General features: G+C 65.8%; 20 protein-coding genes. 8 read left to right on the top strand and 12 right to left on the bottom strand.

Translation table 11 applies throughout. From position 1 onward, the window contains the following. Positions 1–56: 56 nt before the first annotated feature. The 4 genes from cpaB to NP80_RS20330 all read right to left on the bottom strand — a co-directional run bounded on the left by cpaB (position 57) and on the right by NP80_RS20330 (position 2,358). Positions 57–986 carry a Flp pilus assembly protein CpaB gene (gene cpaB / locus NP80_RS20345; RefSeq protein ID WP_006404933.1) on the bottom strand — a complete coding sequence of 310 codons (930 nt, stop codon included), beginning with the start codon at positions 984–986 and terminating at the stop codon, positions 57–59. A 65-nt stretch (positions 987–1,051) separates the two neighbouring features. After that, positions 1,052–1,543 (bottom strand): TadE/TadG family type IV pilus assembly protein, encoded by a 492-nt coding sequence (locus tag NP80_RS20340; RefSeq protein WP_006404934.1) that lies wholly within the window; start codon positions 1,541–1,543, stop codon positions 1,052–1,054. Further along, the gene (locus tag NP80_RS20335) at positions 1,540–2,040 is read right to left on the bottom strand and encodes an A24 family peptidase (RefSeq protein WP_006404935.1); all 501 of its coding nucleotides are present in this window, start codon (positions 2,038–2,040) and stop codon (positions 1,540–1,542) included. The genes NP80_RS20340 and NP80_RS20335 overlap by 4 nt, the downstream gene beginning before the upstream one ends. A gap of 99 nt (positions 2,041–2,139) precedes the next feature. Further along, the gene (locus tag NP80_RS20330) at positions 2,140–2,358 is read right to left on the bottom strand and encodes a Flp family type IVb pilin (protein WP_006404936.1); all 219 of its coding nucleotides are present in this window, start codon (positions 2,356–2,358) and stop codon (positions 2,140–2,142) included. A 687-nt stretch (positions 2,359–3,045) separates the two neighbouring features. Between NP80_RS20330 and NP80_RS20325 the strand changes: the two genes are divergently transcribed. The 4 genes from NP80_RS20325 to NP80_RS20310 all read left to right on the top strand — a co-directional run bounded on the left by NP80_RS20325 (position 3,046) and on the right by NP80_RS20310 (position 8,575). Further along, entirely contained in the window at positions 3,046–4,728 is a 1,683-nt protein-coding gene (locus NP80_RS20325; protein WP_035488226.1) for a collagen-like triple helix repeat-containing protein, read from the top strand. A 40-nt stretch (positions 4,729–4,768) separates the two neighbouring features. Then, the gene (locus NP80_RS20320; protein ID WP_006400310.1) at positions 4,769–6,121 is read left to right on the top strand and encodes a collagen-like triple helix repeat-containing protein; all 1,353 of its coding nucleotides are present in this window, start codon (positions 4,769–4,771) and stop codon (positions 6,119–6,121) included. 141 nt (positions 6,122–6,262) lie between these two features. Then, positions 6,263–7,948 (top strand): ShlB/FhaC/HecB family hemolysin secretion/activation protein, encoded by a 1,686-nt coding sequence (locus NP80_RS20315; RefSeq protein WP_006409610.1) that lies wholly within the window; start codon positions 6,263–6,265, stop codon positions 7,946–7,948. 165 nt (positions 7,949–8,113) lie between these two features. Further along, entirely contained in the window at positions 8,114–8,575 is a 462-nt protein-coding gene (locus NP80_RS20310; RefSeq protein ID WP_006404940.1) for a DUF2147 domain-containing protein, read from the top strand. Between the two features lie 101 nt (positions 8,576–8,676). On the opposite strand, the gene NP80_RS20305 is transcribed toward NP80_RS20310, so the two are convergent. The 7 genes from NP80_RS20305 to typA form a co-directional block, all read right to left on the bottom strand. After that, positions 8,677–9,219 (bottom strand): transposase, encoded by a 543-nt coding sequence (locus NP80_RS20305; RefSeq protein WP_139094007.1) that lies wholly within the window; start codon positions 9,217–9,219, stop codon positions 8,677–8,679. Between the two features lie 10 nt (positions 9,220–9,229). Continuing rightward, positions 9,230–10,327: a cell division protein ZapE gene (gene zapE, locus NP80_RS20300; RefSeq protein WP_006400314.1), complete on the bottom strand. Its 1,098-nt coding sequence runs from the start codon at positions 10,325–10,327 to the stop codon at positions 9,230–9,232. A gap of 97 nt (positions 10,328–10,424) precedes the next feature. Further along, on the bottom strand, positions 10,425–11,855 hold the full coding sequence (gene lpdA / locus NP80_RS20295) for a dihydrolipoyl dehydrogenase (RefSeq protein ID WP_006404942.1): 1,431 nt from the start codon (positions 11,853–11,855) through the stop codon (positions 10,425–10,427). A gap of 81 nt (positions 11,856–11,936) precedes the next feature. After that, entirely contained in the window at positions 11,937–13,229 is a 1,293-nt protein-coding gene (gene odhB / locus NP80_RS20290; protein ID WP_006404943.1) for a 2-oxoglutarate dehydrogenase complex dihydrolipoyllysine-residue succinyltransferase, read from the bottom strand. 135 nt (positions 13,230–13,364) lie between these two features. Next, a complete protein-coding gene (locus NP80_RS20285) occupies positions 13,365–16,229 on the bottom strand; it encodes a 2-oxoglutarate dehydrogenase E1 component (RefSeq protein WP_006400317.1) in 2,865 nt (954 codons plus the stop codon). Positions 16,230–16,339: 110 nt separating this feature from the next. Continuing rightward, positions 16,340–16,540: a hypothetical protein gene (locus NP80_RS30070; protein WP_006404944.1), complete on the bottom strand. Its 201-nt coding sequence runs from the start codon at positions 16,538–16,540 to the stop codon at positions 16,340–16,342. 7 nt (positions 16,541–16,547) lie between these two features. Continuing rightward, positions 16,548–18,374 (bottom strand): translational GTPase TypA, encoded by a 1,827-nt coding sequence (gene typA / locus NP80_RS20280; RefSeq protein ID WP_006400319.1) that lies wholly within the window; start codon positions 18,372–18,374, stop codon positions 16,548–16,550. Between the two features lie 329 nt (positions 18,375–18,703). Here typA and NP80_RS20275 point away from each other — a divergent pair, with 329 nt between their 5' ends. The 4 genes from NP80_RS20275 to NP80_RS20260 all read left to right on the top strand — a co-directional run bounded on the left by NP80_RS20275 (position 18,704) and on the right by NP80_RS20260 (position 23,642). After that, complete coding sequence (locus NP80_RS20275; protein ID WP_006400321.1) at positions 18,704–19,198, top strand: MarR family winged helix-turn-helix transcriptional regulator; 495 nt, start codon at positions 18,704–18,706, stop codon at positions 19,196–19,198. Positions 19,199–19,282: 84 nt separating this feature from the next. Continuing rightward, positions 19,283–20,812, top strand: coding sequence for an efflux transporter outer membrane subunit (locus NP80_RS20270; RefSeq protein ID WP_035488225.1), 1,530 nt, complete (start codon positions 19,283–19,285; stop codon positions 20,810–20,812). A gap of 18 nt (positions 20,813–20,830) precedes the next feature. Next, positions 20,831–22,054, top strand: a complete 1,224-nt coding sequence (locus NP80_RS20265) for an EmrA/EmrK family multidrug efflux transporter periplasmic adaptor subunit (RefSeq protein WP_006400323.1) — start codon at positions 20,831–20,833, stop codon at positions 22,052–22,054. A 28-nt stretch (positions 22,055–22,082) separates the two neighbouring features. Then, positions 22,083–23,642: a DHA2 family efflux MFS transporter permease subunit gene (locus NP80_RS20260; protein WP_006400324.1), complete on the top strand. Its 1,560-nt coding sequence runs from the start codon at positions 22,083–22,085 to the stop codon at positions 23,640–23,642. 85 nt (positions 23,643–23,727) lie between these two features. Here the strand turns inward: NP80_RS20260 and truB are convergent, their stop codons facing one another. After that, entirely contained in the window at positions 23,728–24,660 is a 933-nt protein-coding gene (truB, locus tag NP80_RS20255) for a tRNA pseudouridine(55) synthase TruB (protein WP_006404947.1), read from the bottom strand.

Here is a 24,660-nt window from a genome sequence, read left to right as displayed (position 1 = left end):
CCGCCGTGCGGCCATGCTTACTTGTCGTCGCTGACATCGATGGCCATCGATACCGTTCAATACGCAACCGTTTCCGACCGGCCGCCTCGAATCACTTCAATGCTGCTGCCGCCGGCCGCGCTCGCGCGGACCGCCGGCGGCAGCCGCGTCGGCAGCGGCGGAACGTTCACGTTCGCGACGGCGGTTCTCGTGGTGCCGGACAGTTGCTGCAGCGATACGCCCGCCGCGGCGAGCGCCGACGGCGACAGCTTGTTGTCCGTGCGCACCGCGACCGTCTGCATCGCCATTTCGTCGTCGCGCGGATTGCGCAGCGCGAGCGTCAGCCGGCCGCTCGCCTCGCCGAGCGTCAGCGCGTCGACCTGCGCGGTCGGCACGGCGAGCACGGCAATCCGCACGTTGCTCGGCTGTGCGTTGCTGCCGTTCGTGTTGCTGCCGCTGTCGCGCTCGGGCGTGGCGTCGCCGAATGCGAGCACACGGACTTTCGACATCAACAGTCGCGCCTGCGTCTGCGACACCTCGCCGTCGAGCATCGCGTTGCCTTCGCGCTTCAGGTTCAGGAACACGTCGACGAAATTGCCGGGACGCAGCCGGTTGCCGACCGCGTTCGTTTCGTCGACGCGCACTGCCACCGCGCGCTCGCCGGGCTGCACGTCCTCGGCGAGCCCCGATACGAGCGCGTCGGAGACGACCGGCGACGACGCCGGGATGTCGCGCGCCGGCACGCGGCCGACGAGTGTGGAGGCGTCGGCAAATGCGCCGGCGGGCACGGGCGACGTCGGCTGGATTTTCAATGCGTCGGCGGCGATCGGCTGCCCGGCCGGCAGCGTGCGCGTCGCGATGACGATCGGCACCGGGCTCGCAGCAATCGTTTGCTGTACCGGCGCGGGACGCGGCGTGCTGCGCCCGAGCATCCAGGCATAGATGCCGAGCAGAACCGCGATCGCGATGAGGAGCCCCGCGATGATCTTCGTCAAGTTGTTCGTCATGTTGATCTAGGAATGCCGGAATGAATGCTCGAATGTTCTTGCGTCGCGCGGCTCATATGCGCCCGTTACAGCATCGACTGCGGAATCTGTACGACCGCGGAACTCGTCAGCGGCCCGTTCAGCACTTTCCCGACAAACGGCATCGTCGCGAGCCAGGCAAGCGGCGAATAGCTCGCGGTGACCGTCAGGCAGTTCGTCGAACCCGACGAGCCGTTGCTGCACGCGGCCGTCTTGACGGCAACCGACAGGTGCTGCGCGTCGCTGCCCAGCCAACCCAACGCGCCCAGTGTCGTATTGCACGCGTTCTGCGTACGCGTCACGGAATTCGATGCGGTCGCACATGAAGTGACGTCGCCACCGAGGCCGGGCGCGTAGTTCAAGCCGGCCCGGGCGCCCTCGCTGACCGCGAAAGTGAGGCTCTGCTGAATGACGAAGACCATCCCGAAGGTGACGATCGCATAGAAGATCACGAAAAACAGCGGGAACACGATCGCGAACTCGACGGCCGTCGCACCGCGCTGATGCCGCCGCCCGCAAAGCGTTCCTGGCCGCTTCATCGACCGCCTCCCGCCACGGCAAGGTAGACGAGCCACACGGCCGCCGGCGCCACGAGACAGGCCGCGTACGGTGTGGCGCGATGGCCGCCGAGCATGAGCACCGGCTGGCCCTGCGGCCACAAGGCGCGAATCGGCGTGCGCGACACCAGCATCAGCACCAGCGCATGGATACCGGCGGCGAGACTCGCGACGATCCACAGCCAGAGCAGCGCATGCGCGCCGCACCAGGCACCGAGTACCGCGAAGACCTTGAGGTCTGCTGCGCCCATCACGCGAAGCAGAAAAAACGGGACGAAAGCAATCAGGCCGATCAGCATGCCGATCGTTGCCGAAAGCGGGGAAATGCCGAAGGGATTCGCGTTCAGAAATGCACTGAGAAACGCCAAAGCCAGTCCGCCCAGAACGAGCGAATTCGGAACGCGCCGAACGCGAACATCGCTTGCAGCGACAAACGCCGCCCAAGCCAGAAATGCACCGATGAAGATTAACTGTGCCATCGCATCACGATCGCCGGGCGCAACGCGACAGACGAATTGCCCAAGGGCAATCCGTCTGTCAGCACATCAGGGCGATCTTATAGCGGTGATGAAATTGGCTTACTCGCTCGTGCCCTTAGTCCAGGGAGACGTGCACGCCGCACTATTCGACGGGTCGGTGATGCACTTGCCGAGATTGTTGAACATGTTCCCCAGGCTCCCGCCAATCGACGAAACGCCCGCGACGATTGCCACGGCGATCAACCCCGCGATCAGCCCATATTCGATCGCGGTCACCCCGGTTTCTTCCTTAAGGAAGCGCTTGATGATTGCTTTCATTTTCTTTCCTCGTGCCTTTATCTATGTACTGTGGCCTTTTATACGTTCTACTGCCTCGCATATCTGGCCCGTTTGCCCCACGTCGCCCGCCGCGCTTGCCGCGACGATGACCGGGTGCTTTCTCTTTATAGGTCGCCCCGAAGGGCATAGCTCAACATTTGATGCAAGTTAACATTCGCGATAGAGCCCCTCCTCGAACGTCGTGTACTGATCTGTACATTTCCTTACACCTGCCCAGAATCTTATCTCTGATTCTCTTTAATTTCCAACCCCTTTTTGGCCATCGGGACCGGAAATTGCCAGTGGGCGCACGTGTATTTGTACGGCGTTTCCGCGCGTCCCACACATAGTACTTACGATAGGTTAGATGTGCACACCTAATCCATCAGTAAAACAGTCCGACCGGCCTGCCGGCCCCCGCTCCACCCCGTGCCGCTTCCTGTTCCGCGTTACGCCGCACGCGTAACGCCAATGCTGTGACGTTACGTTACGCGGCGGCAGAAATCACGGGGTTCGGGGTGCCCTTAAAAAGATTTAACAATCTTTCTACTCCCCTAAATTCCTTTTCCCACAAGGAATTGCGTGGTTTAAAACGATTTCGGCGCGTTCGGCCGCCAAATTGGCACGACAGTTGCAGAGTAGTCCCCGCATCACTCAACACAACACAGCTTTTAATGCGAGGACGAAATGGACATTCAGGTTATCCCTCATGGCACGTTCCGGGCGACTCTGATCGCGGCCACCGTAGCAGCCATGCTCTCCCTCTCCGCATGCGGCGGTTCCGGTTCCATCAGCAAGGGACTCGGCGGCGGCTCGAGTTCCGGCGGCGGCGATATCGTGACGTCCGGCGGCACGTCGGGCTCGTCCGGTTCGTCGGGTTCGTCCGGCACCTCGGGCACGAGCGGCACCAGCGGCTCGAGCAGCGGTAGCACGAGCGGCTCGACGAGCGGCAGCACCAGCGGCTCGACGAGCGGCACGACGAGTGGAACGTCCAGCGGAACGAGTGGAACGTCCGGCGTGTCCGCGAACCCGGTGGGACAGGTCCTCGCACAAGGCAGCAACATCGTCACGAACCTGGGCGATACCTTGTCCGGCGCCGGCTCGATGCTCGCAGGGCAATCGCTGCCCGGCGTCAATCCGGCCACCACGCAGGCAGCGGGTGGCATCGTGCAGAACGTCGGCGGCGCAGTCAGCGCGCTCGGCACCGGCCTCGGCAACGGTCTCGGCCAGCTCGGTGCGACCGCCAATCCGGTCGGCACTACGGTCGCCAGCACCGGCGGCGTCGTCAATCAGCTCGGGGGCGCAGTCACGCAGACCGGCAATCTCGTCACGAGCCTCGGCAGCGGTCCGCTGTCGCCGCTCGCACCGGTCACGGGCGCGGTCGGCGGTCTCGTGTCGACGGTCGGCAACGCGGTATCGAACGGCGGCACGACGCTCGGCAATGTGCTGTCGACGGGCCCGATCCAGCAAGTGACGCAGACGGTCAGCTCGGCCATCACGCCGATCACGACGATGGTCGGTCAGACGACGCAGACGATCGGCACGACCACCGGTCTCGGCGCACCGGTCAACACGCTGCTCGGCACCGTCGGGAACGGCCTGAACCAGGCCGGTGCGCTGCTCGCGTCGACGGGCGGCAACCCCGTCACGACCGGCCTCGGCAATACCGTTTCGTCGACCGGCAACACCGTGAAGGCCGTCGGCGGCCTGCTTACCGGCGGCACCGGCGGCGTGACGAACCCGCTCGCGCCGCTCACGGGTCTCGTCTCGACGGTCACGGGCACGCTCGGCGGTGCCACAGGCGGCGGCAGCGGTCCGCTCGCACCCATCACCGGCCTCGTCTCGACCGTCACTGGCACGCTCGGCGGTGCCGCAGGCGGTACGAGCGGCGGCCCGCTCGCGCCCGTCACCGGCCTCGTCTCGACCGTCACGGGCACGCTCGGCGGTGCCGCAGGCGGCGGCAGCGGTCCGCTCGCGCCCGTCACCGGCCTGGTCTCGACCGTCACCGGCGCGCTCGGCGGTGCCGCAGGCGGCAGCAGCGGCCCGCTCGCCCCTGTGACCGGCCTCGTCTCGACCGTCACCGGCGCACTCGGCGGTGCCGCAGGCGGCAGCAGCCCGCTCGCCCCGGTCACCGGCCTCGTCTCGACCGTCACCGGCGCGCTCGGCGGTGCCGCAGGCGGCAGCAGCCCGCTTGCACCCGTGACGGGCGCGGTCTCGACGGTCACCAGCACGGTTGGCAGCGCAACGGCCAGCACGCCGGCGCTGAGCGGCAGCACGGGCGCCGTCACGAACTCGGGCTCGTCGTCGAACCTGCTGTCGCCGGTGACCTCGCTGATCGGCGGCCTGCTCGGCGGCACGCGCGGGAAGTAATCCGACATCCATTCATCGACAAGACAGCGAGGAGTCCACCATGTCCCAACAACGTTCCGTGACGTCGGCCGCCCTGCAACAGTGGCGCGTCCCCCTCACCGCTTTCGCGGCCGCGTGCCTGCTCGCCGCATGCGGCGGCAACAGCGTGAGCAACCCGCCGACCAGCAGCACCGGCGGCAACAACCCGAGCACGAGCGGCACGCCGAGTACGAGCGGCACCAGCGGCACGTCGAGCGGCACCAAGGGCGTCGTCACGACGGTCGGCCAGACGGCGACCGACCTCGGCAACACGGTCGGCAACGTGAGCGTGCCCGGTCTCGGCGACGGCGTGACGAAGGGTGTCGGCGCCACGATCGCGAGCACCGGCACGATCATCGACGCGGCTGCCGATGCAGTCAGCAACGGCCTCGGCCAGATCGGCTCGACGAAGGATCCGGTCGGCACGACGGTCGCGGGCCTCGGCAACGTCGTCGGCGCGACGAGCAACACGGTGTCGGGTGTGAGCTCGACGGTGAAGGCGCTCGGCACGGGCCCGCTGTCGCCGCTCGCACCGGTCACGACGCCGGTCGGCACGGTGCTCGACACGGTCGCGAACGGCCTCGCGGCGGCCGGCACGACGGTCGGCTCGACGCTGTCGTCGGGGGCCGTGCAGCAGGTCACGCAGCCGATCAGCTCCGCGGTCACGCCGCTCGTGATCACGGCCGGCCAGATTACGCAGCAGGTCGGCACGACGACCGGCCTCGGCCAGCCCGTGTCGGGCCTGCTCGGCCAGGTCGGCGGCGCGATCAGCTCGGCCGGCAAGCAGGTCGCCGGCACGTCGAGCCAGCCGCTGGTCGGCGACGTCGGTCAGCTCGTCACCGCAGTCGGCAACACGGTGACGAACGCCGGCGGCCTCGTGAATCCGAATGGCCCGAACGGCGCAGCACCGATCCCCGGACTGCTGACGAGCCTCGTCGGCGGCTCGACCGCGACGGTCCAGAGCGGCACCGGATCGGCTTCCGGTGCGACCAATCCGCTGGGCGGCCTGCTGTCCGGACTCGGTTCGACGCCGCTCGGCTCGCTGACGGGCGCGCTCGGCGGCGCGACCGGCGGCACGAGCAGCGGCCCGCTTGCACCGGTGACCGGTCTCGTGTCGACCGTCACCGGCACGCTCGGCGGCGCAACGGGCGGCGCAGGCGGCGCGAATCCGCTCGCGCCCGTCACCGGTTTGCTGAATACTGTCACCGGCGCAGTTGGCGGCGCGGCAGGGTCCGCCGGCGGCACGTCGAGCCCGCTCGCACCGGTCACGTCGCTGGTCGGCGGCGTCACGGGTTCGGCCTCGACGGGCAGTTCGACGGGCCTGCTCGCGCCGGTCACGGGGTTGCTGGGTACGCTGGGCAGCGTCGGCAAGTAAGGAGGACGGTCGCGTCGTCGCAGCCGGAGCGCGCGACGCGGCCGTACCAACACATCCGGCAAGGCGGCACACGGCGCGCGGTACCGACGGTATCGCGCGCCGGCATTAGAAGACGAGAAGCAAGGCCTACGAGGAAAAGAAATGAAATCCAGACTCGATACATGGATGATGCTGCTCGCGATCGCGGCAGCAGGCACGGCACAGGCGCAAACACGCGTCGCGGGCAATCCGCTCGACTCCCTCCCGCAGATCAACGCACCGAAACAAGGCCCCAACGTGACGGTGCAGGTCGCGCCGCAGGCGCCGCAGCTGCAGGAACTGCTGTCGCGTCACCTGACGCCGACGACGTTCCAGGTCGAAGGCGTGAAGTCCGTTCCGTTCGAAGAGATCTCGCGTCGCTTCACGCCGCTCGTCGGCAAGGACATCACGATCGGCGAACTGATCGAGACCGCGAACGGCGTGACGAAGCTGTACCAGGACCGCGGCTACGCGCTGTCGTTCGCATTCATTCCCGCGCAGACGTTCGAGAACGGCGTCGTGCGCGTGACGGTCGTCGAAGGCTACGTCGCGGACGTGAAGGTCACCGGCAAGCCGGGCGCGATGGAATCGAAGATTCGCGCGATCGCCGCGCACATCACGGCCGATCGTCCGCTGCGTCGCGCAACGTTCGAACGCTACGTGAACACGTTCGGCCTGCTGCCGGGCGTAAGCGTGAAAGCGAACGTGCCGCCGCCGCAAACGACGGACGGCGCGACCACGCTCGAGCTCGCCGTCGATCGCAAGCCGTTCAACATCAGCACCGGCATCGACTTCAACCATCCGGGCGTGCAGGGGCTCATCACCGCGACCGAGAACGGCCTCACGTCGTTCGGCGAACAGCTGAGCATCTCCGCCCTCGCACCGCCGGGGCGCGACAAGCAGACGTACTTCGCATTCAGCGGCGCGGTACCCGTCGGCAGCAGCGGCCTGATCACACGGCTCGACGCGAGTACGTACCGCGGCAAGCCGACCGACAATCCGGGCCTGCCGTCGTACATCGAGCGCACGGTGAAGAACGAGAAGCTCGGCCTGTCGGCATCGTATCCGCTGCTGCTGAACAATCAGCGCAGCCTGCTCGGCACCGTGTCGGCCTATGCATCGCACAACGAAGACAACTATCAGAATCGGATCACCGGTGCGACACTCGACAACCGCTCGCAGGTGCGCGTGCTGCAACTGCAGTTCGACTACACGAGCGTGCAGCCCAAGCAGGTTCGCAAGCTGAGCTTCAACGTCGCGAAGGCGTTCGACATTCTCGGCGCATCGAAGTCGCAGGTCGGCACGGCCTCGGGCGTCACGACGACGTATGCCGATCCGATCTCGCTGACGTTCGTCCGCACCGGTGCGACCTTTACGCAAACCAACGAATGGCCGTTCCAGATCGGCACGTCGATCTCGCTGACGGGCCAGTACAGCCCCGACTCGCTGCCGACGTCCGAGCAGATCTCGTTCGGCGCGACGCGTTACGCGCTCGGCTATCAACCGGGCGAGACGTCGGGCGATTCGGGCTGGGGCATGTCGCTCGAAGTGAACCGCGCGTTCTCGCCGGGCTGGACCTATCTGAAGTCGATCACGCCGTACGTCGCGTACGACATGGCGCGCGTGTATCTGCACGCAGGCACGCCGTTGCCGAACCGGCTCTCGTCGGTCGGCGTCGGCGTGCGGCTGACCGACAGCCGCTACTACAGCCTCGATCTGTCCGTCGCGAAGCCGGTCGGCGACGCGCCGGTCGAAAGTGCATCGAGAAGCCCGCGCGTGAACGCCGCATTTTCGTATCAGTTGAACTGATCGTCCGAACGGCCCGCCTCGCGCGGGCCGTTTCGATTAGAGTGCCCTCTATCAAACGCGGCGCACGGTTTCACGTATTCTGGCTGAGCTCGCAACAAGTGGCCGTCCGATGCAGGCGGCTCGCGCGGGCAATCGAACACGACACGAGAAACAAGGAGGACGACAATGATTCAACTGACCCGCCCGTTGCGCATCATTGCACTCGCCGGCGCCCTGCTCGCCTGTGCCGCCCCGTCGTTCGCGCAAGCGGACAGCCCCGTCGGCGTCTGGCAGACGATCGACGACAACACCCATCAGCCGAAGGCGCTCGTGCAGATTGCCGACGACGGCGACGGCACGTTGTCGGGCAAGGTGATCAAGGGGCTCGGCGCGAACGATACGCCCGATCGCCGCTGCACGGCGTGCACGGACGAACGCAAGGATCAGCTGATCAAGGGCATGACGATCATCAAGGCGATGAAGAAGGACGGCGATCACTGGGACGGCGGCAACATCCTGGATCCGGAGAACGGCAAGGTCTACAAGTGCAAGATGACGCTCGAAGACGGCGGCCAGAAGCTCGTCGTACGCGGCTATATCGGCGTGTCGCTGCTCGGCCGGTCGCAGACCTGGGTGCGCCAGCAGTAACGCACTGCGCGTTCGCGCGCGCAACGCGATAAAGCAATCGGCCTGCGACGGAAGTCGACAGGCCGATTTTCATTTGGCGCGACGGTGAACGGAACCGCGGCTCACGCCGCCTGCTTCATCGCATTGGGCCGACAGCCGTTCGCTGCACGAAAGGCCGATGCGCTGCCGCTGCGCGCCTCGGCCGCCTTCGACTGCGCATGCTTGCGCATCCGCGCAGACAGCTCGTTGCACAGATTCACGCCGGCATCGCCGTACAGCGCCTGCATGACGCGCATCAGCGTGCCCGACTCGTGCCAGACCTTGAACCGGCGATGGCAGGTTTGATAGGACGGGTAGCGGCGCGGCATCGACGACCACGTCGCGCCGCTGTAGATCACCCATAGCACGCCGTTCAGCACGGCGCGCGTGTTGGCGAGCGGACGGCCGCGCAATTCGGCGCGCGGCTGCATCTCCGGCAGAAGCGGCGCGATGCTGCGCCATTCGTAGTCGGTCAATTCGCGATACGGCGTCATGGAGATCTCCAGCCTTAGGAACCATGACGCAACGATATCGGCTGACCTCGACGCTGAATATAAGACGAATCTGAAATTGCGCGTCGATTCGATGCATTTGACGGGATTTAACGATTGGATCGCAACGCGCACACAGCCGCGCTCAGGTGAGCGAAGTATCGACGATGCGCCGCGGCGTCTCGAGATATTCCTTCGACTGCATCTCGACGATGCGCGACACCGTACGCGCGAACTCGTTGGCCATCGGGCCTTCGACGTACAACTGCTCGGCCGGCACCGCCGCCGACATCAGCAGTTTCACCTTGTGGTCGTACAGCACGTCGATCAGCCAGGTAAAGCGCCGCGCTTCGGACGCCATGCGCGGCGACATCTGCGGCACCTCGGACAGCACGATTGCATGAAAGCGGCTCGCCAGTTCGAGGTAGTCGTTCTGCGAGCGCGGCCCGCCGCACAGCGTCGCGAAATCGAACCAGACGACGCCGTCGGCCTTGCGCAAGGCCTTCAGTTCGCGCTTCTCGATATGCAGAATCGGACTTTCGTCGGGCACCGCCGCGAGCTTCGCGAACGCATGACGCAGTTCGCGATCGGCCTGCGCGCCGAGCGGCGTGTGATACATCTGCACCTGCGCGAGCGTGCGCTGCCGATAGTCGATGCCCGCATCGACGTTGATCACGTCGAGCTTCTCCTTGATCAGCGCGATCGCCGGCAGCATGCGGTCGCGATGCAGGCCGTCCGGATAGAGGTCGTCCGGATCGTAGTTGGACGTCATCACGAACTGCACGCCGTTCGTGAACAGCCGATCGAGCAGCCGGTACAGGATCATCGCGTCGGCGATGTCCGACACGTGGAATTCGTCGAAGCAGATCAGCCGGTAGCGCTTCGCGATGCGGCGGGCGAGCTCGTCGAGCGGATCGGCCTGCCCCTTCAGTTCCTCGAGCTCGCGATGCACTTCGCGCATGAACTCGTGGAAATGCAGGCGCGTCTTGCGCTGGACGGGCACGACCGCGTAGAAGCTGTCCATCAGGAAGCTCTTGCCGCGGCCGACGCCGCCCCACATGTAGACGCCGCGCGGCAGATCGGGGTGATTGATCAGCTTCTTGAACGCGTTCGAGCGGCGCGCCTTGTACGCGACCCACTCGTCGTAGCAGCGCTGCAGGCGATCGACGGCCGCCCGCTGCGCGGCGTCCGACTGATAGCCGCGCGTGGTCAGCTCGCGTGTGTAGTATTCGGTGACGTTCATCGGGCAAACCAAAAAAACGAAGGCGAGCGGGAAACCCCGCCCGCCTTCGTCATGAGACGGCTGCGCCGGCCGACGTGCGGCCGGCGCCGGACCACGCTCAGCTGTTCAGCGAGCGTTTGTCGACGGCGAGCGCCGCTTCGCGCATCACTTCCGACATCGACGGGTGCGGATGGCAGATGCGGGCGATGTCTTCCGACGCCGCCTTGAACTCCATCGCCACCACGGCTTCCGCGATCAGATCCGACGCGTTCGCCGCGATCACGTGCACGCCGAGCAGTTCGTCGGTCTTCGCGTCCGCGATCATCTTCACGAAACCGTCCGGCGCGTTCATGCCGAGCGCGCGGCCGTTGATCGAGAACGGGAACTTGCCCGTCTTGATCTCGCGGCCTTCCGCCTTCAGCTGCTGCTCGGTCTTGCCGACCCACGCGATTTCCGGGTACGTGTAGATCACCCACGGAATGCAGTTGTAGTCGATGTGCGGCTTCTGGCCGTCGATCACTTCCGCGACCAGCACGCCTTCGTCTTCCGCCTTGTGCGCGAGCATCGGGCCGCGCACGACGTCGCCGATCGCGTAGACGTTCGGCACCGCCGTGCGGCAGTGGTCGTCCACGTCGATGAAGCCGCGCTCGTTCGTCTTCAGGCCGATCGCCTCGAGGCCGAGATTGTCGGTGTTCGGCACGCGGCCGACCGACACGATCAGGCGGTCGGCGTCGAGCGTCTGCGCGTTGCCGTCCTTGTCGGTGTAGGCGATCGACACGCCGTTCGCGGTCGTCTTCACTTCGCCGATCTTCACGCCGAGATGGATGTCGAGGCCCTGCTTCTTGAACAGCTTCGCGGCTTCCTTCGCGAGCGCTTCGTCGGCTGCGCCGAGGAACGCCGGCAGCGCTTCGAGTACCGTCACTTCGGCGCCGAGACGACGCCACACCGAGCCGAGCTCGAGGCCGATCACGCCTGCGCCGATCACGGCGAGCTTCTTCGGCACCGAGTCGAACGTCAGCGCGCCTTCGTTGTCCGACACGATCTTGTTGTCGACCGGGATGCCCGGCAGATGACGCGCCTTCGAGCCCGTCGCGATGATCACGTTCTTCGCGGTGACGACTTCGGTTTCGCCCTCGCCGCTGACTTCGATCTGCACGCCGGCGTCGGTCTTGCCGGTGAACTTGCCGTGGCCCTTCAGCCAGGTGATCTTGTTCTTCTTGAACAGGAACTCGATCCCGCTCGTCATCTTCTCGACGATCGCATCCTTGCGGCCGAGCATCTTCGCGATGTCGAGCTTCACGCCGTCGACGCTGATGCCGTGATCGGCCAGATGATGCTGCGCGTTTTCGAACTCTTCCGACGAGGCGAGCAGCGCCTTCGACGGGATGCAGCCGACGTTCAGGCACGTGCCGCCGAGCTTCAGCGCGCCGGCCGGGTTCTTCCACTTCTCGATACAGGCAACGGTCTTGCCGAGCTGCGCGGCACGGATCGCGGCGATGTAGCCGCCGGGGCCGGCGCCGATCACGACGACGTCAAATTCCTTGGACATGGCAATCCTTTCTACTTGTGCATCCGCACGGACGCGCGGTGGCGCGCCCGTGCGGAGCGGGTCAATGCGGTGAGACTCGGCTTACAGGTCGAGCAGCAGACGTGCCGGATCTTCCAGCGCATCCTTCATCGCGACGAGCGACAGCACGGCTTCGCGGCCGTCGATGATGCGGTGGTCGTACGACAGCGCGAGGTAGTTGATCGGACGGATCACGATCTGGCCGTTTTCGACGACCGGACGCTCCTTCGTCGCATGCACGCCGAGGATTGCCGACTGCGGCGGGTTGATGATCGGGGTCGACAGCATCGAGCCGAACACGCCGCCGTTCGAGATCGAGAACGTACCGCCCGTCATTTCCTCGATCGACAGCTTGCCGTCCTTCGCCTTCTGGCCGAATTCGGCGATCTTCTTCTCGATCTCGGCAAGGCTCAGCTGATCCGCGTTGCGCAGGATCGGCACGACGAGGCCGCGCGGCGAACCGACCGCGATACCGATGTCGAAATAGCCGTGGTAGACGATGTCGTTACCGTCGATCGACGCGTTCACGAGCGGGAACTTCTTCAGCGCGTGGACGGCCGCCTTCACGAAGAACGACATGAAGCCGAGCTTCACGCCGTGTTCCTTCTCGAACTTGTCCTTGTACTTCGCGCGCAGGTCCATGACCGGCTGCATGTTGACTTCGTTGAACGTCGTCAGGATCGCGTTGGTCTGCTGCGACTCGAGCAGACGCTCGGCGATACGCGCACGCAGGCGCGACATCGGCACGCGCTGTTCCGGACGGTCGTTCAGCCAGGTCGTTGCCGACGCCGGCACCTTCACTTCCGGCAGCGCCGGCTTGGCCGCGGCCTTTGCCAGTGCGGCGGCCGGAGCAGCCGCCTTCGGCGCGCTGCCGGCGGCGAGCGCGTCGCCCTTCGTGACGCGGCCGTCGCGGCCCGAGCCGGCGACGTCGCCTGCCGACAGGCCCTTCTCGGCCAGCAGCTTCGCTGCGGCCGGCGAGGCCGTGCCCGACGAAGCGGCCGTCGTCGATGCTGCGGCCGTCGCGGCAGCCGGCTGAGCGGCCGGTGCCGCTGCGGGTGCGGCGGCCGGCTTGACTTCGGCTGCGCCTGCCGCGGCTTCGGCGGCGCCCGCCTTCGCTTCGGTGTCGATCGTCGCGATCACCTGATCGGCGACCACCGTGTCACCGTCGTTCTGCAGCACTTGCGCGAGCACGCCCGCGGCCGGCGCCGGCACTTCGAGCACGACCTTGTCGGTCTCGAGTTCGATCAGGATTTCGTCCTGCGCGACTGCTTCGCCCGGCTTCTTCTTCCACTGCAGCATGGTGGCTTCCGACACCGACTCCGAAAGCTGGGGGACTTTGACTTCTACGATAGCCATGTGATTTTCCTGGATGCTTAATCTGGGTAATGACGAGATTCCTGCGGCTCTTTCGGCCCGTGCGGCGCGCGGCGCGCGCGGCAGGCCGAAAGAGACGGGAAAGCGCAGCGCGCCTTCCCGTATCGCTTCCGTCGATTATTTCGCGATCGATGCGCTCTTCAGGCGGCCGAATGCACCTTCGACGAGGGCCTTCTGCTGCTCGTAGTGCTTCGCGTAGTAGCCGACCGCCGGCGAGGCCGAAGCCGGGCGGCCGCTGTACGCGAGCTTCTGCCCTTCCTTCATGCCTTCCTTCAGGTGGTGCTCGACGTAGAACCAGGGGCCCTGGTTCTGCGGCTCGTCCTGCACCCAGACCACTTCCGTCGCGTTCTCGTACTTCTTCATTTCAGCTTCGAACTGCTTGTGCGCGAACGGATACAGCTGTTCGATACGGATGATCGCGACGTCGTTCGCCTTCGTTTCGCGGCGGTGCGCGACGAGGTCGTAGTACACGCGGCCCGAGCACACCAGTACGCGCTTGACCTTCTTCGCGTCGATGCCGCCGTCGATTTCGCCCAGCACGGGCTGGAACGAACCCTTCGCGAGTTCCGACAGATCCGACACCGCTTCCTTGTGACGCAGCAGCGACTTCGGCGTCGCGACGATCAGCGGCTTGCGGAACAGACGGATCATCTGGCGACGCAGCAGGTGGAAGATCTGCGCCGGCGTCGTCGGCTGGACGACTTGCATGTTGTGATCCGCGCACAGCTGCAGGAAACGCTCGATGCGGGTCGACGAGTGCTCCGGACCCTGGCCTTCGTAGCCGTGCGGCAGCAGCATCGTGAGGCCCGACACGCGGCCCCACTTCACTTCGCCCGACGAGATGAACTGGTCGATCACGACCTGCGCGCCGTTGACGAAGTCGCCGAACTGCGCTTCCCACAGCACGAGCGTGTTCGGCTCGGCGGTCGAGTAGCCGTATTCGAAGCCCAGCACCGCTTCTTCCGACAGCACCGAGTCGATCACCGTGAACTTCGCCTGGCCTTCCGCGATGTTCTGCAGCGGCACGTACGTGCCGTCGTTCCAGCGTTCGCGGTTCTGGTCGTGCAGCACCGCGTGACGGTGCGTGAACGTGCCGCGGCCCGAGTCCTGGCCGGTCAGGCGCACTGCATAGCCCGATGCGACGAGCGACGCGAACGCGAGGTGCTCGGCCATGCCCCAGTCGAGCGGCTGATCGCCGCGCGCCATGTTGCGGCGATCGTTGATCACGCGCTCGACGAGCGGGTGAACCTTGAAGTTCTCCGGCACCGTCGTGATGCGTTCGCCGAGACGCTTCAGTTCGGCGAGCGGCACGGCCGTATCGGCAGCGTCCGTCCACTTGCGGTTCAGGAACGGCACCCAGTCGACCGCGTACTTGCTCTTGTAGTTCGACAGGACCGGATCGACCGTGTGGTGACCGTCGTCCATCGCCTTGCGGTACGCCTTCACGTAAGCTTCGGCGTCTTCGGCGGTGATCACGCCCTGCTGCACGAGCTTCTCGGCGTACAGCGCGCGGGTGCCCGGGTGCTGCGCGATCTTCTTGTACATCAGCGGCTGCGTGACGGCCGGCGTGTCCTGCTCGTTGTGACCCAGCTTGCGGAAGCAGACGATGTCGATCACGACATCCTTGTGGAACTGCATGCGGTAGTCGATCGCGATCTGCGTCGCGAGGACCACGGCTTCCGGATCGTCGCCGTTCACGTGCAGCACCGGCGCCTCGATCATCTTGACGACGTCGGTACAGTACAGCGTCGAGCGTGCATCGCGCGGGTCCGACGTCGTGAAGCCGATCTGGTTGTTGATGACGATGTGCAGCGTGCCGTGCGTGCCGTAGCCGCGCGTCTGCGCGAGGTTCAGCGTTTCCATCACGACGCCCTGGCCCGCGAAGGCCGCGTCGCCGTGGATCTGCACCGGCAGCACTTGCGCGCCGTCTTCGTCGCCGCGACGGTCCATCCGCGCCTTCGCGGAACCTTCGACCACCGGGTTCACGATTTCGAGGTGCGACGGGTTGAACGCGAGCGACAGGTGAACCGGGCCGCCTTCCGTCGACACGTCCGACGAGAAGCCCTTGTGGTACTTCACGTCACCGGCCGGCAGGTCGTCGACGTGCTTGCCTTCGAATTCGGCGAACAGGTCCGCCGGCATCTTGCCGAGCGTGTTCACGAGCACGTTCAGACGGCCGCGGTGGGCCATGCCGATCACGATTTCCTGCACGCCCTTCTTGCCCGCGTGCTGGACGACTTCGTCCATCGCCGCGATGAAGCTCTCGCCGCCTTCGAGCGAGAAGCGCTTCTGGCCGACGTACTTCGTGTGCAGATAGCGCTCGAGGCCTTCCGCAGCCGTCAGGCGGTTCAGGATGTGCTTCTTCTTATCGGCCGAGAAGTTCGGCGTCGCGCGGATCGATTCGAGACGCTCCTGCCACCAGCGCTTCTGTTCCGGATCGCTGATGTACATGAACTCGGCGCCGATCGTGCCGCAGTACGTGTCGCGCAGGCCCTTCACGATATCGCGCAGCGATGCCTGATCGAAACCGAAGTACAGGTTGCTTGCGCTGTACGTCTGGTCGAGGTCGGCTTCGGAGAAGTCGTAGAACGCGGGTTCGAGTTCGGGAATGGCGGGACGTTCGCGACGCTTCAGGGGATCGAGATTGGCCCATTGCGAGCCGAGGAAGCGATAGGCGCTGATGAGGGACTGGACGTGGACTTGCTTGCGCGCCGTTGCCAGATTGGTACCGCTTTCGCGCGGAATGAAGGCATTGGCCTTCGCGCGCTGGGCGAACGACTCGACGATCGGGTAATGCGCCACGTCGCTGGCGTTCGAACCGTCCGTCGCAGGAACGTTCTGCAACGCGTCGAAATACTCTCGCCAGTTCTCGGGCACTGACGCCGGATTATCGAGATATGCTTCGTACAGTTCTTCTACGTACGAAGCATTGCCGCCGAACAAATAGGAGTTCAGCTGGAACTGCTTCATTACATCTGACATTTTACGCTCACCTTTCTTCGAGCTTCTCGAGAAATAGCGGGTTACTCAACCTTCCGCGACACGGCCTGACCGTTTAGCGGATTGCGCGAATCAAGTCTGCTGGGAAGGACCTAAAACTTGCGTGCGCGCAGCATATCACAGAACCGATACCGAAGTTCACGGCGGAACACGCACGAAAGCGCCGTGCGACGGGGTTTTGCCGCATTGCCGCGCAGGGTTGAAACAGTGTTTTGCAGCGCGTCGTCGCACGCGCTGCGCGACCATGCAAAAAGCCGCCCGAAGGCGGCTTTCTGGCGACCGGCGATCAGCACCGCGGACTCAGTCGACTGCGGCTTCGCGGCTCGCGCGGCGACGCTCGTGCTCCTTCAGGAAGCGCTTGCGCAGACGGATCGATTGCGGCGTGACTTCGACGAGCTCGTCGTCGTCGATGAATTCGACCGCGTACTCGAGCGACATCTGGATCGGCGGCACGAGGCGCACCGCTTCGTCGGTGCCCGAGGCCCGCACGTTGGTCAGCTGCTTGCCCTTGATCGGGTTCACGACGAGGTCGTTGTCGCGGCTGTGGATGCCGATGATCATCCCTTCGTAGAGCGCGTCGCCCGGCTTCACGAACATGCGGCCGCGATCCTGCAGCTTCCACAGTGCGTAGGCGACTGCGGCGCCGTCGTCCTGCGAGATCAGCACGCCGTTGCGGCGCTCGCCGACCGAGCCTTCCTTGACCGGCGCGTACGAGTCGAAGATGTGGCTCATCAGGCCCGTGCCGCGCGTGAGCGTCAGGAATTCGCTCTGGAAGCCGATCAGCCCGCGCGCCGGAATCCGGTATTCGAGACGCGTGCGGCCGCGGCCGTCCGACGCCATGTCGAGCATTTCGCCCTTGCGGCGCCCGAGCTCTTCCATCACGCCGCCCTGGTGCTCGTCCTCGACGTCCACCGTCAGCAGCTCGTACGGCTCGTGCTTCACGCCGTCGATTTCCTGCATCACGACGCGCGGACGCGACACGGCGAGTTCGTAGCCTTCACGGCGCATGTTCTCGACGAGAATCGTCAGATGCAGTTCGCCGCGGCCCGACACTTCGAACACCGTTTCGTCGCCGGTGTCGCGCACGCGCAGCGCGACGTTATGGTTCAGCTCCTTCATCAGACGATCGCGGATCTGGCGGCTCGTCACGAACTTGCCTTCGCGGCCCGCGAGCGGCGACGAGTTCACGAGGAAGTTCATCGTCAGCGTCGGCTCGTCGACCGTGATCATCGGCAGCGCTTCGGGCGTGTCGACCGCGCAGATCGTCGCGCCGATGCCGACGTCCTCAATGCCGTTGATCAGCACGATGTCGCCGGCCTCGGCCGATTCGACCTGGACGCGCTCGAGGCCCTTGAACGACAGCACCTGGTTGATCTTGCGGTTCAGCACCTCGCCTTCCGGACCGAAGCGCATCGCGACCTGCTGGCCCGGCTTGATGCGGCCGCGCGTGATGCGGCCGACGCCGATCCGGCCCACGTAGGTCGAATAGTCGAGCGACGTGATCTGCAGTTGCAGCGGCGCGTCGGGATCGGCCGGGCGGACCGGCACGTGCGCAAGGATCGCCTCGAACAGCGGACGCATGTCGCCTTCGCGCGCCGCCGGATCGAGCGACGCGTAGCCGTTCAGGCCCGACGCATAGACGATCGGGAAATCGAGCTGCTCTTCGGTCGCGCCGAGCTTGTCGAACAGGTCGAACGTCTGGTTGATGACCCAGTCGATCCGCGCGCCCGGACGGTCGATCTTGTTGACGACGACGATCGGCTTCAGGCCGAGCGCGAGCGCCTTCTTCGTGACGAAGCGCGTCTGCGGCATCGGGCCCTCGACCGCGTCGACGAGCAGCAGCACCGAGTCGACCATCGACAGCACGCGCTCGACTTCGCCGCCGAAGTCCGCGTGCCCCGGCGTGTCGACGATGTTGATGTGCGTGCCTTCGTATTCGACCGCGCAGTTCTTCGCGAGAATCGTGATCCCGCGCTCCTTTTCGATGTCGTTCGAGTCCATCACCCGTTCGGCAACCTGCTGGTTCTCGCGGAAGGTGCCGGACTGGCGAAGCAGTTGGTCGACGAGCGTAGTCTTGCCGTGGTCGACGTGGGCGATGATGGCGATGTTGCGAAGGGCGCGGGTCATAGAAACCTGGAAATCGATTGAACGCGCAAACGCGCACGCTCGTTCGACACGGGCGCGCGCGTTGCAGCTTGGAAAGCCTCAAATTATAGCACGCGCGAATGTCGTCAGCCGGCCGTTGCGTTGCAACGCAGCATGCGGGCCGCCGGCAACGACCTGCTCCGCCGATCGTCGATGCGCGCAAGCGGCGTGCCGCGCACCGTAAAAACCCCGATGCGCGTAAGGAAATGCGGCGGCGTTCAGCGCGCGCGCATCCGTTCGATTAACATTTGCCGCGGCAAGCAATTGTGCCTATACTGCTGCCTAGTCAACTATTGCAGCTTCAGGGTTTTATGTCGGATTCCTCTTCTCATTCGCCCGCTTCGGCGCTGTCGTCGTATCAGATGAACGACAGCGTCGGCTATCTGATGTCGCGCGTGAAGTCGCTGATGACGAACCTCGTCACGCAGCGTACGCAGGAGGAGCTCGGCATCACGGGCACGCAGGCGAGCATGCTGTTCATGATCGCGGTCGGCAAGTGCTCGACGGCCGCGGAGCTCGCGCGCGAATACGCGATCGATGCGAGCGCGGTCACGCGCCTGCTCGATCGCGTCGAGAAACGCGGGCTGCTGTGCCGCGTGCGCTCCGTCGAAGATCGCCGCGTCGTGCGCCTCGAACTGACCGACGAAGGCCGGGCGCTGGCCGAGCGGCTGCCGGCGATCTTCCGCAGCGTGCTCGATCAGCTGCTGGGCGGCTTCACGCCGGAAGAAGTCGGGTTCCTGAAGAGCATGCTGCGCCGGATTCTCAGCAACTATTGCGAGACCGCCGGCGGCAGCGTCGCGCAATAGTTGCCATAACAATTACTTTTGACAGATTAATGTAAGGAAATCCTTGCAGTGTCCATCATTCATTCCGAGTCAGGGATCAGCGCGATGAAATCCTCCCCGTTGTCCGTGCGTGCCGGGTCGCGCCGCACCGCCGTTGCCGTCGCGGTCGCCGCACTGGCACTGGCGGGCTGCGCGAACTACATCGGCATCAAGAGCGACAAGCAGATCGCCCCCGCGTCGCAATTCGAAACGGCGCAGAGCCTTCCGGCCCAGGGCGGCCGCTGGCCGTCGCTCGACTGGGCAAGCCAGTTCGGCGATCCGCAGCTGCCGAAGCTGATCGACGAGGCGCTCGCCGGCAATCCGTCGATCGCGCAGGCGCAGGCGCGCATCGCGAAGGCGTCGTCGTACATCGAATCGTCGCGCTCCAACCTGCTGCCGAAGGCCGAAGCGAGCTACTCGTGGACGCGCGAGCTCTATTCGGCGAACGGCCTCTTCCCGCCGCCGTACGGCGGCCAGTGGTACAGCGAGAACAACGTGCTCGCCAGCGCATCGTGGGAGCTCGACCTGTGGGGCAAGAACCGCGAGCGTCTGCGCACGGCCGTGTCGCAGGAAAAGGCCGCGGAAGCCGACATGCAGCAGGCGCGCATCACGCTCGCCTCGTCGGTCGCGCGCACCTACAACTCGCTCGCGCAACTGTACGCGCTGCGCGACATCGCGCAGCGCGAGATCGCCAACCGCGAGTCGGTCGGCAAGATCACCGACGGCCGCGTGTCAGCCGGCCTCGACACGAACGTCGAACGCCAGACCGCGCGCGGCAACATCGCGACGACGCAGGCGTCGCTGTCCGATCTCGACGGTCAGATCACGACCGTGCGCTATCAGCTCGCCGCACTGCTCGGCAAAGGGCCGGACCGCGGGCTGCAGATCGCCGCGCCGGTGCTGAACCCGGCCGGCGACGTCGCGCTGCCCGACAACCTGCCTGCCGACCTCGTGTCGCGCCGCCCCGACATCGTCGCCGCGCGCTGGCAGGTCGAAGCGGCAATGCACGACGTGAAGGAAGCGAAGGCCGAGTTCTTCCCGGACGTGAACCTCGCGGCCGGTTTCGGCTTCGATGCGTTCGGCTGGGGCAAATTCCTGAACTTCACGAGCCGCCAGGCGCAGTTCGGCCCGGCGATCCACCTGCCGATCTTCGACGCCGGCGCGCTGCGCGCGCAGCTCAAGGGCCGCTACGCGGACTTCGATCTGTCGGTCGCGAACTACAACCAGACGCTGATCAGCGCGCTGAACGACGTGGCGACGCAAGTGGCCGCGATCCGTGCGATCGATCGCCAGATGGGCGACGCGCAGCGCGCGCTCGACGCGTCGACGCGCGCGTACGACCTCGCGGTGATCCGCTACAAGGCCGGGCTGTCGCCGCAACTGCAGGTGCTGACCGCGGACAGCAACCGGCTCGCCTCGGAGCAGACCGTGACGAATCTGAAGATGCGCCGTCGCGACATGCAGCTCGCGCTGATCAAGGCGCTCGGCGGCGGCTTCGATGCGACCGGCACCGCGCTCGCGGCACCCGAGACCGCCAAACAGACCCGACAGGCCGCCAACTCATCCGGCGCCGCCCTACCAAGACACTCGAAATAACGGACGGAGAAAATCGCCATGAGCGACCCTCAACAAAACGCCGCCAGCGCCCAGCCGCAGAACAACGGCAAGCGCAAACGGATGATGACGCTGCTCGTCGCGGTCATCGTGATCGCGGCCATCGCATACGGCCTCTACTACTTCCTCGTCGCGCGCTTCCATGAGGAAACCGACGACGCATACGTGAACGGCAACGTCGTGCAGATCACGCCTCAGGTCACGGGCACCGTGATCGCGGTCAAGGCCGACGACACGCAGACGGTGAAGGCCGGCGATCCGCTCGTCGTGCTCGATCCGGCCGACTCGCAGGTCGCACTGCAGCAGGCGGAAGCGAACCTCGCGCAGACCGTGCGCCAGGTGCGCGGCCTGTTCGTCAACGACGATCAGTACCGCGCGCAGGTCGCGCTGCGTCAGTCCGACCTGTCGAAGGCCGAGGACGACTTGCGCCGCCGTCTCGCCGTCGCGCAGACGGGCGCGGTGTCGCAGGAAGAAATCTCGCACGCGCGCGATGCCGTGCGCGCCGCGCAGGCGTCGCTCGACGCCGCACAGCAGCAGCTCGCGTCGAACCGCGCGCTGACCGCGAACACGACGATCGCTTCGCACCCGAACGTGCTCGCCGCAGCCGCAAAGGTTCGCGACGCATACCTCGCGAACGCGCGCAACACGCTGCCCGCGCCGGTGACCGGCTACGTCGCGAAGCGCTCGGTGCAGGTCGGCCAGCGCGTGTCGCCCGGCACGCCGCTGATGTCGGTCGTGCCGCTGAACGCGGTGTGGGTCGACGCGAACTTCAAGGAAGTACAGCTCAAGCACATGCGCATCGGCCAGCCGGTCGAACTGACGGCCGACATCTACGGCTCGTCGGTCGTCTATCACGGCAAGGTGGTCGGCTTCTCGGCCGGCACGGGCTCGGCGTTCTCGCTGCTGCCGGCGCAGAACGCGACCGGCAACTGGATCAAGGTCGTGCAGCGCCTGCCGGTGCGTATCGAGCTCGATCCGAAGGATCTCGACAAGCATCCGCTGCGCATCGGTCTGTCGATGCAGGTCGACGTCAACATCAAGGACGAACGCGGCGACCAGCTCGTCAACGTGCCGAATACCGTCTACCAGACCGACGTGTTCGCGAAGTACGGCGACGAAGCCGACGCGGAAATCGCACGCATCATCGCGGAAAACGCGGGCGGCAACGCGCCGGCGCCCGCTGCCGCTGCGGCGAAGCGCACCGCCGCGCCGAAGCTGATGTAACCGTTCCGACTCCGGAAAGACAAACGACATGGCACAGGCTCCTGTCTCTCACCCGCCCTTGCAGGGCGGGCAACTCGTGATCGGGACGATCGCGGTGTCGCTCGCGGTCTTCATGAACGTGCTCGACACCTCGATCGCGAACGTCGCGATCCCGACGATCTCGGGCGACCTCGGCGTGTCGTCCGATCAGGGCACGTGGGTCATCACCTCGTTCGCGGTCGCCAACGCGATCTCCGTGCCGCTGACCGGCTGGCTGACCGACCGCATCGGGCAGGTACGCCTGTTCCTCGCGTCGATCATCCTGTTCGTCATCTCGTCGTGGATGTGCGGGCTGTCGCCGACGCTGCCGTTCCTGCTCGCGTCGCGCGTGCTGCAGGGCGCGGTGGCCGGCCCGATGATTCCGCTGTCGCAGTCGCTGCTGCTCGCGAGCTACCCGCGCGCGAAGGCGCCGATGGCGCTCGCGCTATGGTCGATGACGACCCTGATCGCGCCGGTCGCGGGCCCGATTCTCGGCGGATGGATCTCGGACAACTACTCGTGGCCGTGGATCTTCTACGTGAACATTCCGGTCGGCATCGCAGCCGCGATCGCGACGTGGTCGATCTATCGCACGCGCGAATCGACCGTGCGGCGCGCACCGATCGACGGCGTCGGTCTCGCCCTGCTCGTCCTCTGGGTCGGCTCGCTGCAGATCATGCTCGACAAGGGCAAGGATCTCGACTGGTTCGCATCGACGACGATCATCGCGCTCGCGCTGATCGCGATCATCTCGTTCGCGTTCTTCGTGATCTGGGAGCTGACCGCCGAGCATCCGGTCGTCGACCTGTCGCTGTTCCGCATGCGCAACTTCACGGGCGGCACGATCGCGCTGTCGGTCGGCTATGGGCTCTACTTCGGCAACCTCGTCCTGTTGCCGCTCTGGCTGCAGACGCAGATCGGCTATACGGCGACGGACGCCGGCCTCGTGATGGCGCCGGTCGGCCTGTTCGCGATCCTGCTGTCGCCGCTGACGGGCAAGTTCCTGCCGCGCACCGATCCGCGCTACATCGCGACGGCCGCGTTCCTGATCTTCGCGCTCTGTTTCTGGATGCGCTCGCGCTACACGACGGGCGTCGACGAATGGTCGCTGATGCTGCCGACGTTCGTGCAGGGGATCGCGATGGCGGGCTTCTTCATCCCGCTCGTGTCGATCACGCTGTCCGGCCTGCCCGGCCACCGCATTCCGGCGGCATCGGGCCTGTCGAACTTCGTGCGGATCATGTGCGGCGGCATCGGCACGTCGATCTTCCAGACCGCGTGGGATCACCGCAACAACTTCCACCACGCGCAGCTGGTCGAGCAGACGAATCCGTACAACCCGACGTTCAATCAGGCCGTCACGCAGATGAACAACCTCGGGCTGACGCGCGACCAGGCGCACGGGCTCATCAACAACATGGCCACGCAGCAGGCCGCGCAGCTCGGGGTGAACGATCTGTTCTACATCTCGGCGGCGATCTTCGTGCTGCTGATTGCGCTGATCTGGATCACGAAGCCCGAACGCGCGGGCGGCGGCGATGCGGGCGCGGCGGCATCGGCCGCGCACTAGACGTCGCGCGCATCCGCGCAGCAAACGAAAAGCCCGGTCTCGACCGGGCTTTTTTTCGTTCCGACGGCGCACGTGCGCGCGCGCGTCATTGCGCGGTGACGACGAGCCGTTCCGGCGCAAGCACGCCGTTCATCTTGCGCGCGACGCCGAGCAGCCGCGTCGCGTCGTACACGCGCACGCGTTCGCCTTCGGCGGCGTCGATCGCCGCCAGCGCCGACAGCGGCAGACGCTGCCCGTGCAGGAAGCGCTTCGCGCAGGTGTCGTCGAGACGCACCAGCGGGAACGTCGACAGCAGCGCATCGACGGGCTGAAGCCAGGCGTCGCGCGCCGCTTCGTCGGCATCGGACAACGCATCGAGCGTCACCGCATGTTCGAGCGTCAGCGCGCCGACGCCCGTGCGGCGCAGCATCGTCAGATGCGCGCCGCAGCCGAGCGCTTCGCCGATGTCTTCCGCGAGCGTGCGCACATACGTGCCCTTGCTGCACGTGACGCGAAACGTCACGTCGGGCAGTTCGCATGCGAGCAGGTCGAGTGCGTGGATCGTCACGCCGCGACCTTCGCGCTCGACCGTCTGACCGGCACGCGCGTATTCGTACAGCGGCTTGCCGTCGCGCTTGAGCGCCGAATACATCGGCGGCACCTGCACGATGTCGCCCGTGAAACGCACGAGCGCCGCTTCGACGGCCGCGCGATCGCATGCGACGGGCCGCGTGTCGAGCACCTCGCCTTCGGCGTCGCCGGTCGCGGTACGCACGCCGAGCCGCATCGTCGCTTCATAGGTCTTGTCCGCCTCGAGCAGATCCTGCGAGAACTTCGTCGCTTCGCCGAAGCACAGCGGCAGCAGGCCCGATGCAAGCGGATCGAGCGTGCCGGTATGCCCGGCCTTCTTCGCGAGGTACAGGCGCTTCGCGCGAATCAGCGCATCGTTGCTCGACAGGCCGACCGGCTTGTCGAGCAGCAGGACGCCGTCCAGCGCGCGGCGCGGTACGCGCGGACGTTGGGATGCTGCAGTCGTCAT

This window comes from Burkholderia multivorans ATCC BAA-247, from assembly GCF_000959525.1.
Taxonomy (GTDB): Bacteria; Pseudomonadota; Gammaproteobacteria; order Burkholderiales; family Burkholderiaceae; genus Burkholderia; species Burkholderia multivorans.
The sequence above is the reverse complement of the archived record's forward strand: the minus strand, read 5'-3'. Positions and strand labels throughout refer to the sequence as shown.

Bases quoted from the DNA above. Each gene is read 5' to 3' on its own strand.
- cpaB (WP_006404933.1), bottom strand. From the start codon at position 986: ATGACGAACAACTTGACGAAGATCATCGCGGGGCTCCTCATCGCGATC.
- NP80_RS20340 (WP_006404934.1), bottom strand. From the start codon at position 1,543: ATGAAGCGGCCAGGAACGCTTTGCGGGCGGCGGCATCAGCGCGGTGCG.
- NP80_RS20335 (WP_006404935.1), bottom strand. From the start codon at position 2,040: ATGGCACAGTTAATCTTCATCGGTGCATTTCTGGCTTGGGCGGCGTTT.
- NP80_RS20330 (WP_006404936.1), bottom strand. From the start codon at position 2,358: ATGAAAGCAATCATCAAGCGCTTCCTTAAGGAAGAAACCGGGGTGACC.
- NP80_RS20325 (WP_035488226.1), top strand. From the start codon at position 3,046: ATGGACATTCAGGTTATCCCTCATGGCACGTTCCGGGCGACTCTGATC.
- NP80_RS20320 (WP_006400310.1), top strand. From the start codon at position 4,769: ATGTCCCAACAACGTTCCGTGACGTCGGCCGCCCTGCAACAGTGGCGC.
- NP80_RS20315 (WP_006409610.1), top strand. From the start codon at position 6,263: ATGAAATCCAGACTCGATACATGGATGATGCTGCTCGCGATCGCGGCA.
- NP80_RS20310 (WP_006404940.1), top strand. From the start codon at position 8,114: ATGATTCAACTGACCCGCCCGTTGCGCATCATTGCACTCGCCGGCGCC.
- zapE (WP_006400314.1), bottom strand. From the start codon at position 10,327: ATGAACGTCACCGAATACTACACACGCGAGCTGACCACGCGCGGCTAT.
- lpdA (WP_006404942.1), bottom strand. From the start codon at position 11,855: ATGTCCAAGGAATTTGACGTCGTCGTGATCGGCGCCGGCCCCGGCGGC.
- odhB (WP_006404943.1), bottom strand. From the start codon at position 13,229: ATGGCTATCGTAGAAGTCAAAGTCCCCCAGCTTTCGGAGTCGGTGTCG.
- NP80_RS20285 (WP_006400317.1), bottom strand. From the start codon at position 16,229: ATGTCAGATGTAATGAAGCAGTTCCAGCTGAACTCCTATTTGTTCGGC.
- typA (WP_006400319.1), bottom strand. From the start codon at position 18,374: ATGACCCGCGCCCTTCGCAACATCGCCATCATCGCCCACGTCGACCAC.
- NP80_RS20275 (WP_006400321.1), top strand. From the start codon at position 18,704: ATGTCGGATTCCTCTTCTCATTCGCCCGCTTCGGCGCTGTCGTCGTAT.
- NP80_RS20270 (WP_035488225.1), top strand. From the start codon at position 19,283: ATGAAATCCTCCCCGTTGTCCGTGCGTGCCGGGTCGCGCCGCACCGCC.
- NP80_RS20265 (WP_006400323.1), top strand. From the start codon at position 20,831: ATGAGCGACCCTCAACAAAACGCCGCCAGCGCCCAGCCGCAGAACAAC.
- NP80_RS20260 (WP_006400324.1), top strand. From the start codon at position 22,083: ATGGCACAGGCTCCTGTCTCTCACCCGCCCTTGCAGGGCGGGCAACTC.
- truB (WP_006404947.1), bottom strand. From the start codon at position 24,660: ATGACGACTGCAGCATCCCAACGTCCGCGCGTACCGCGCCGCGCGCTG.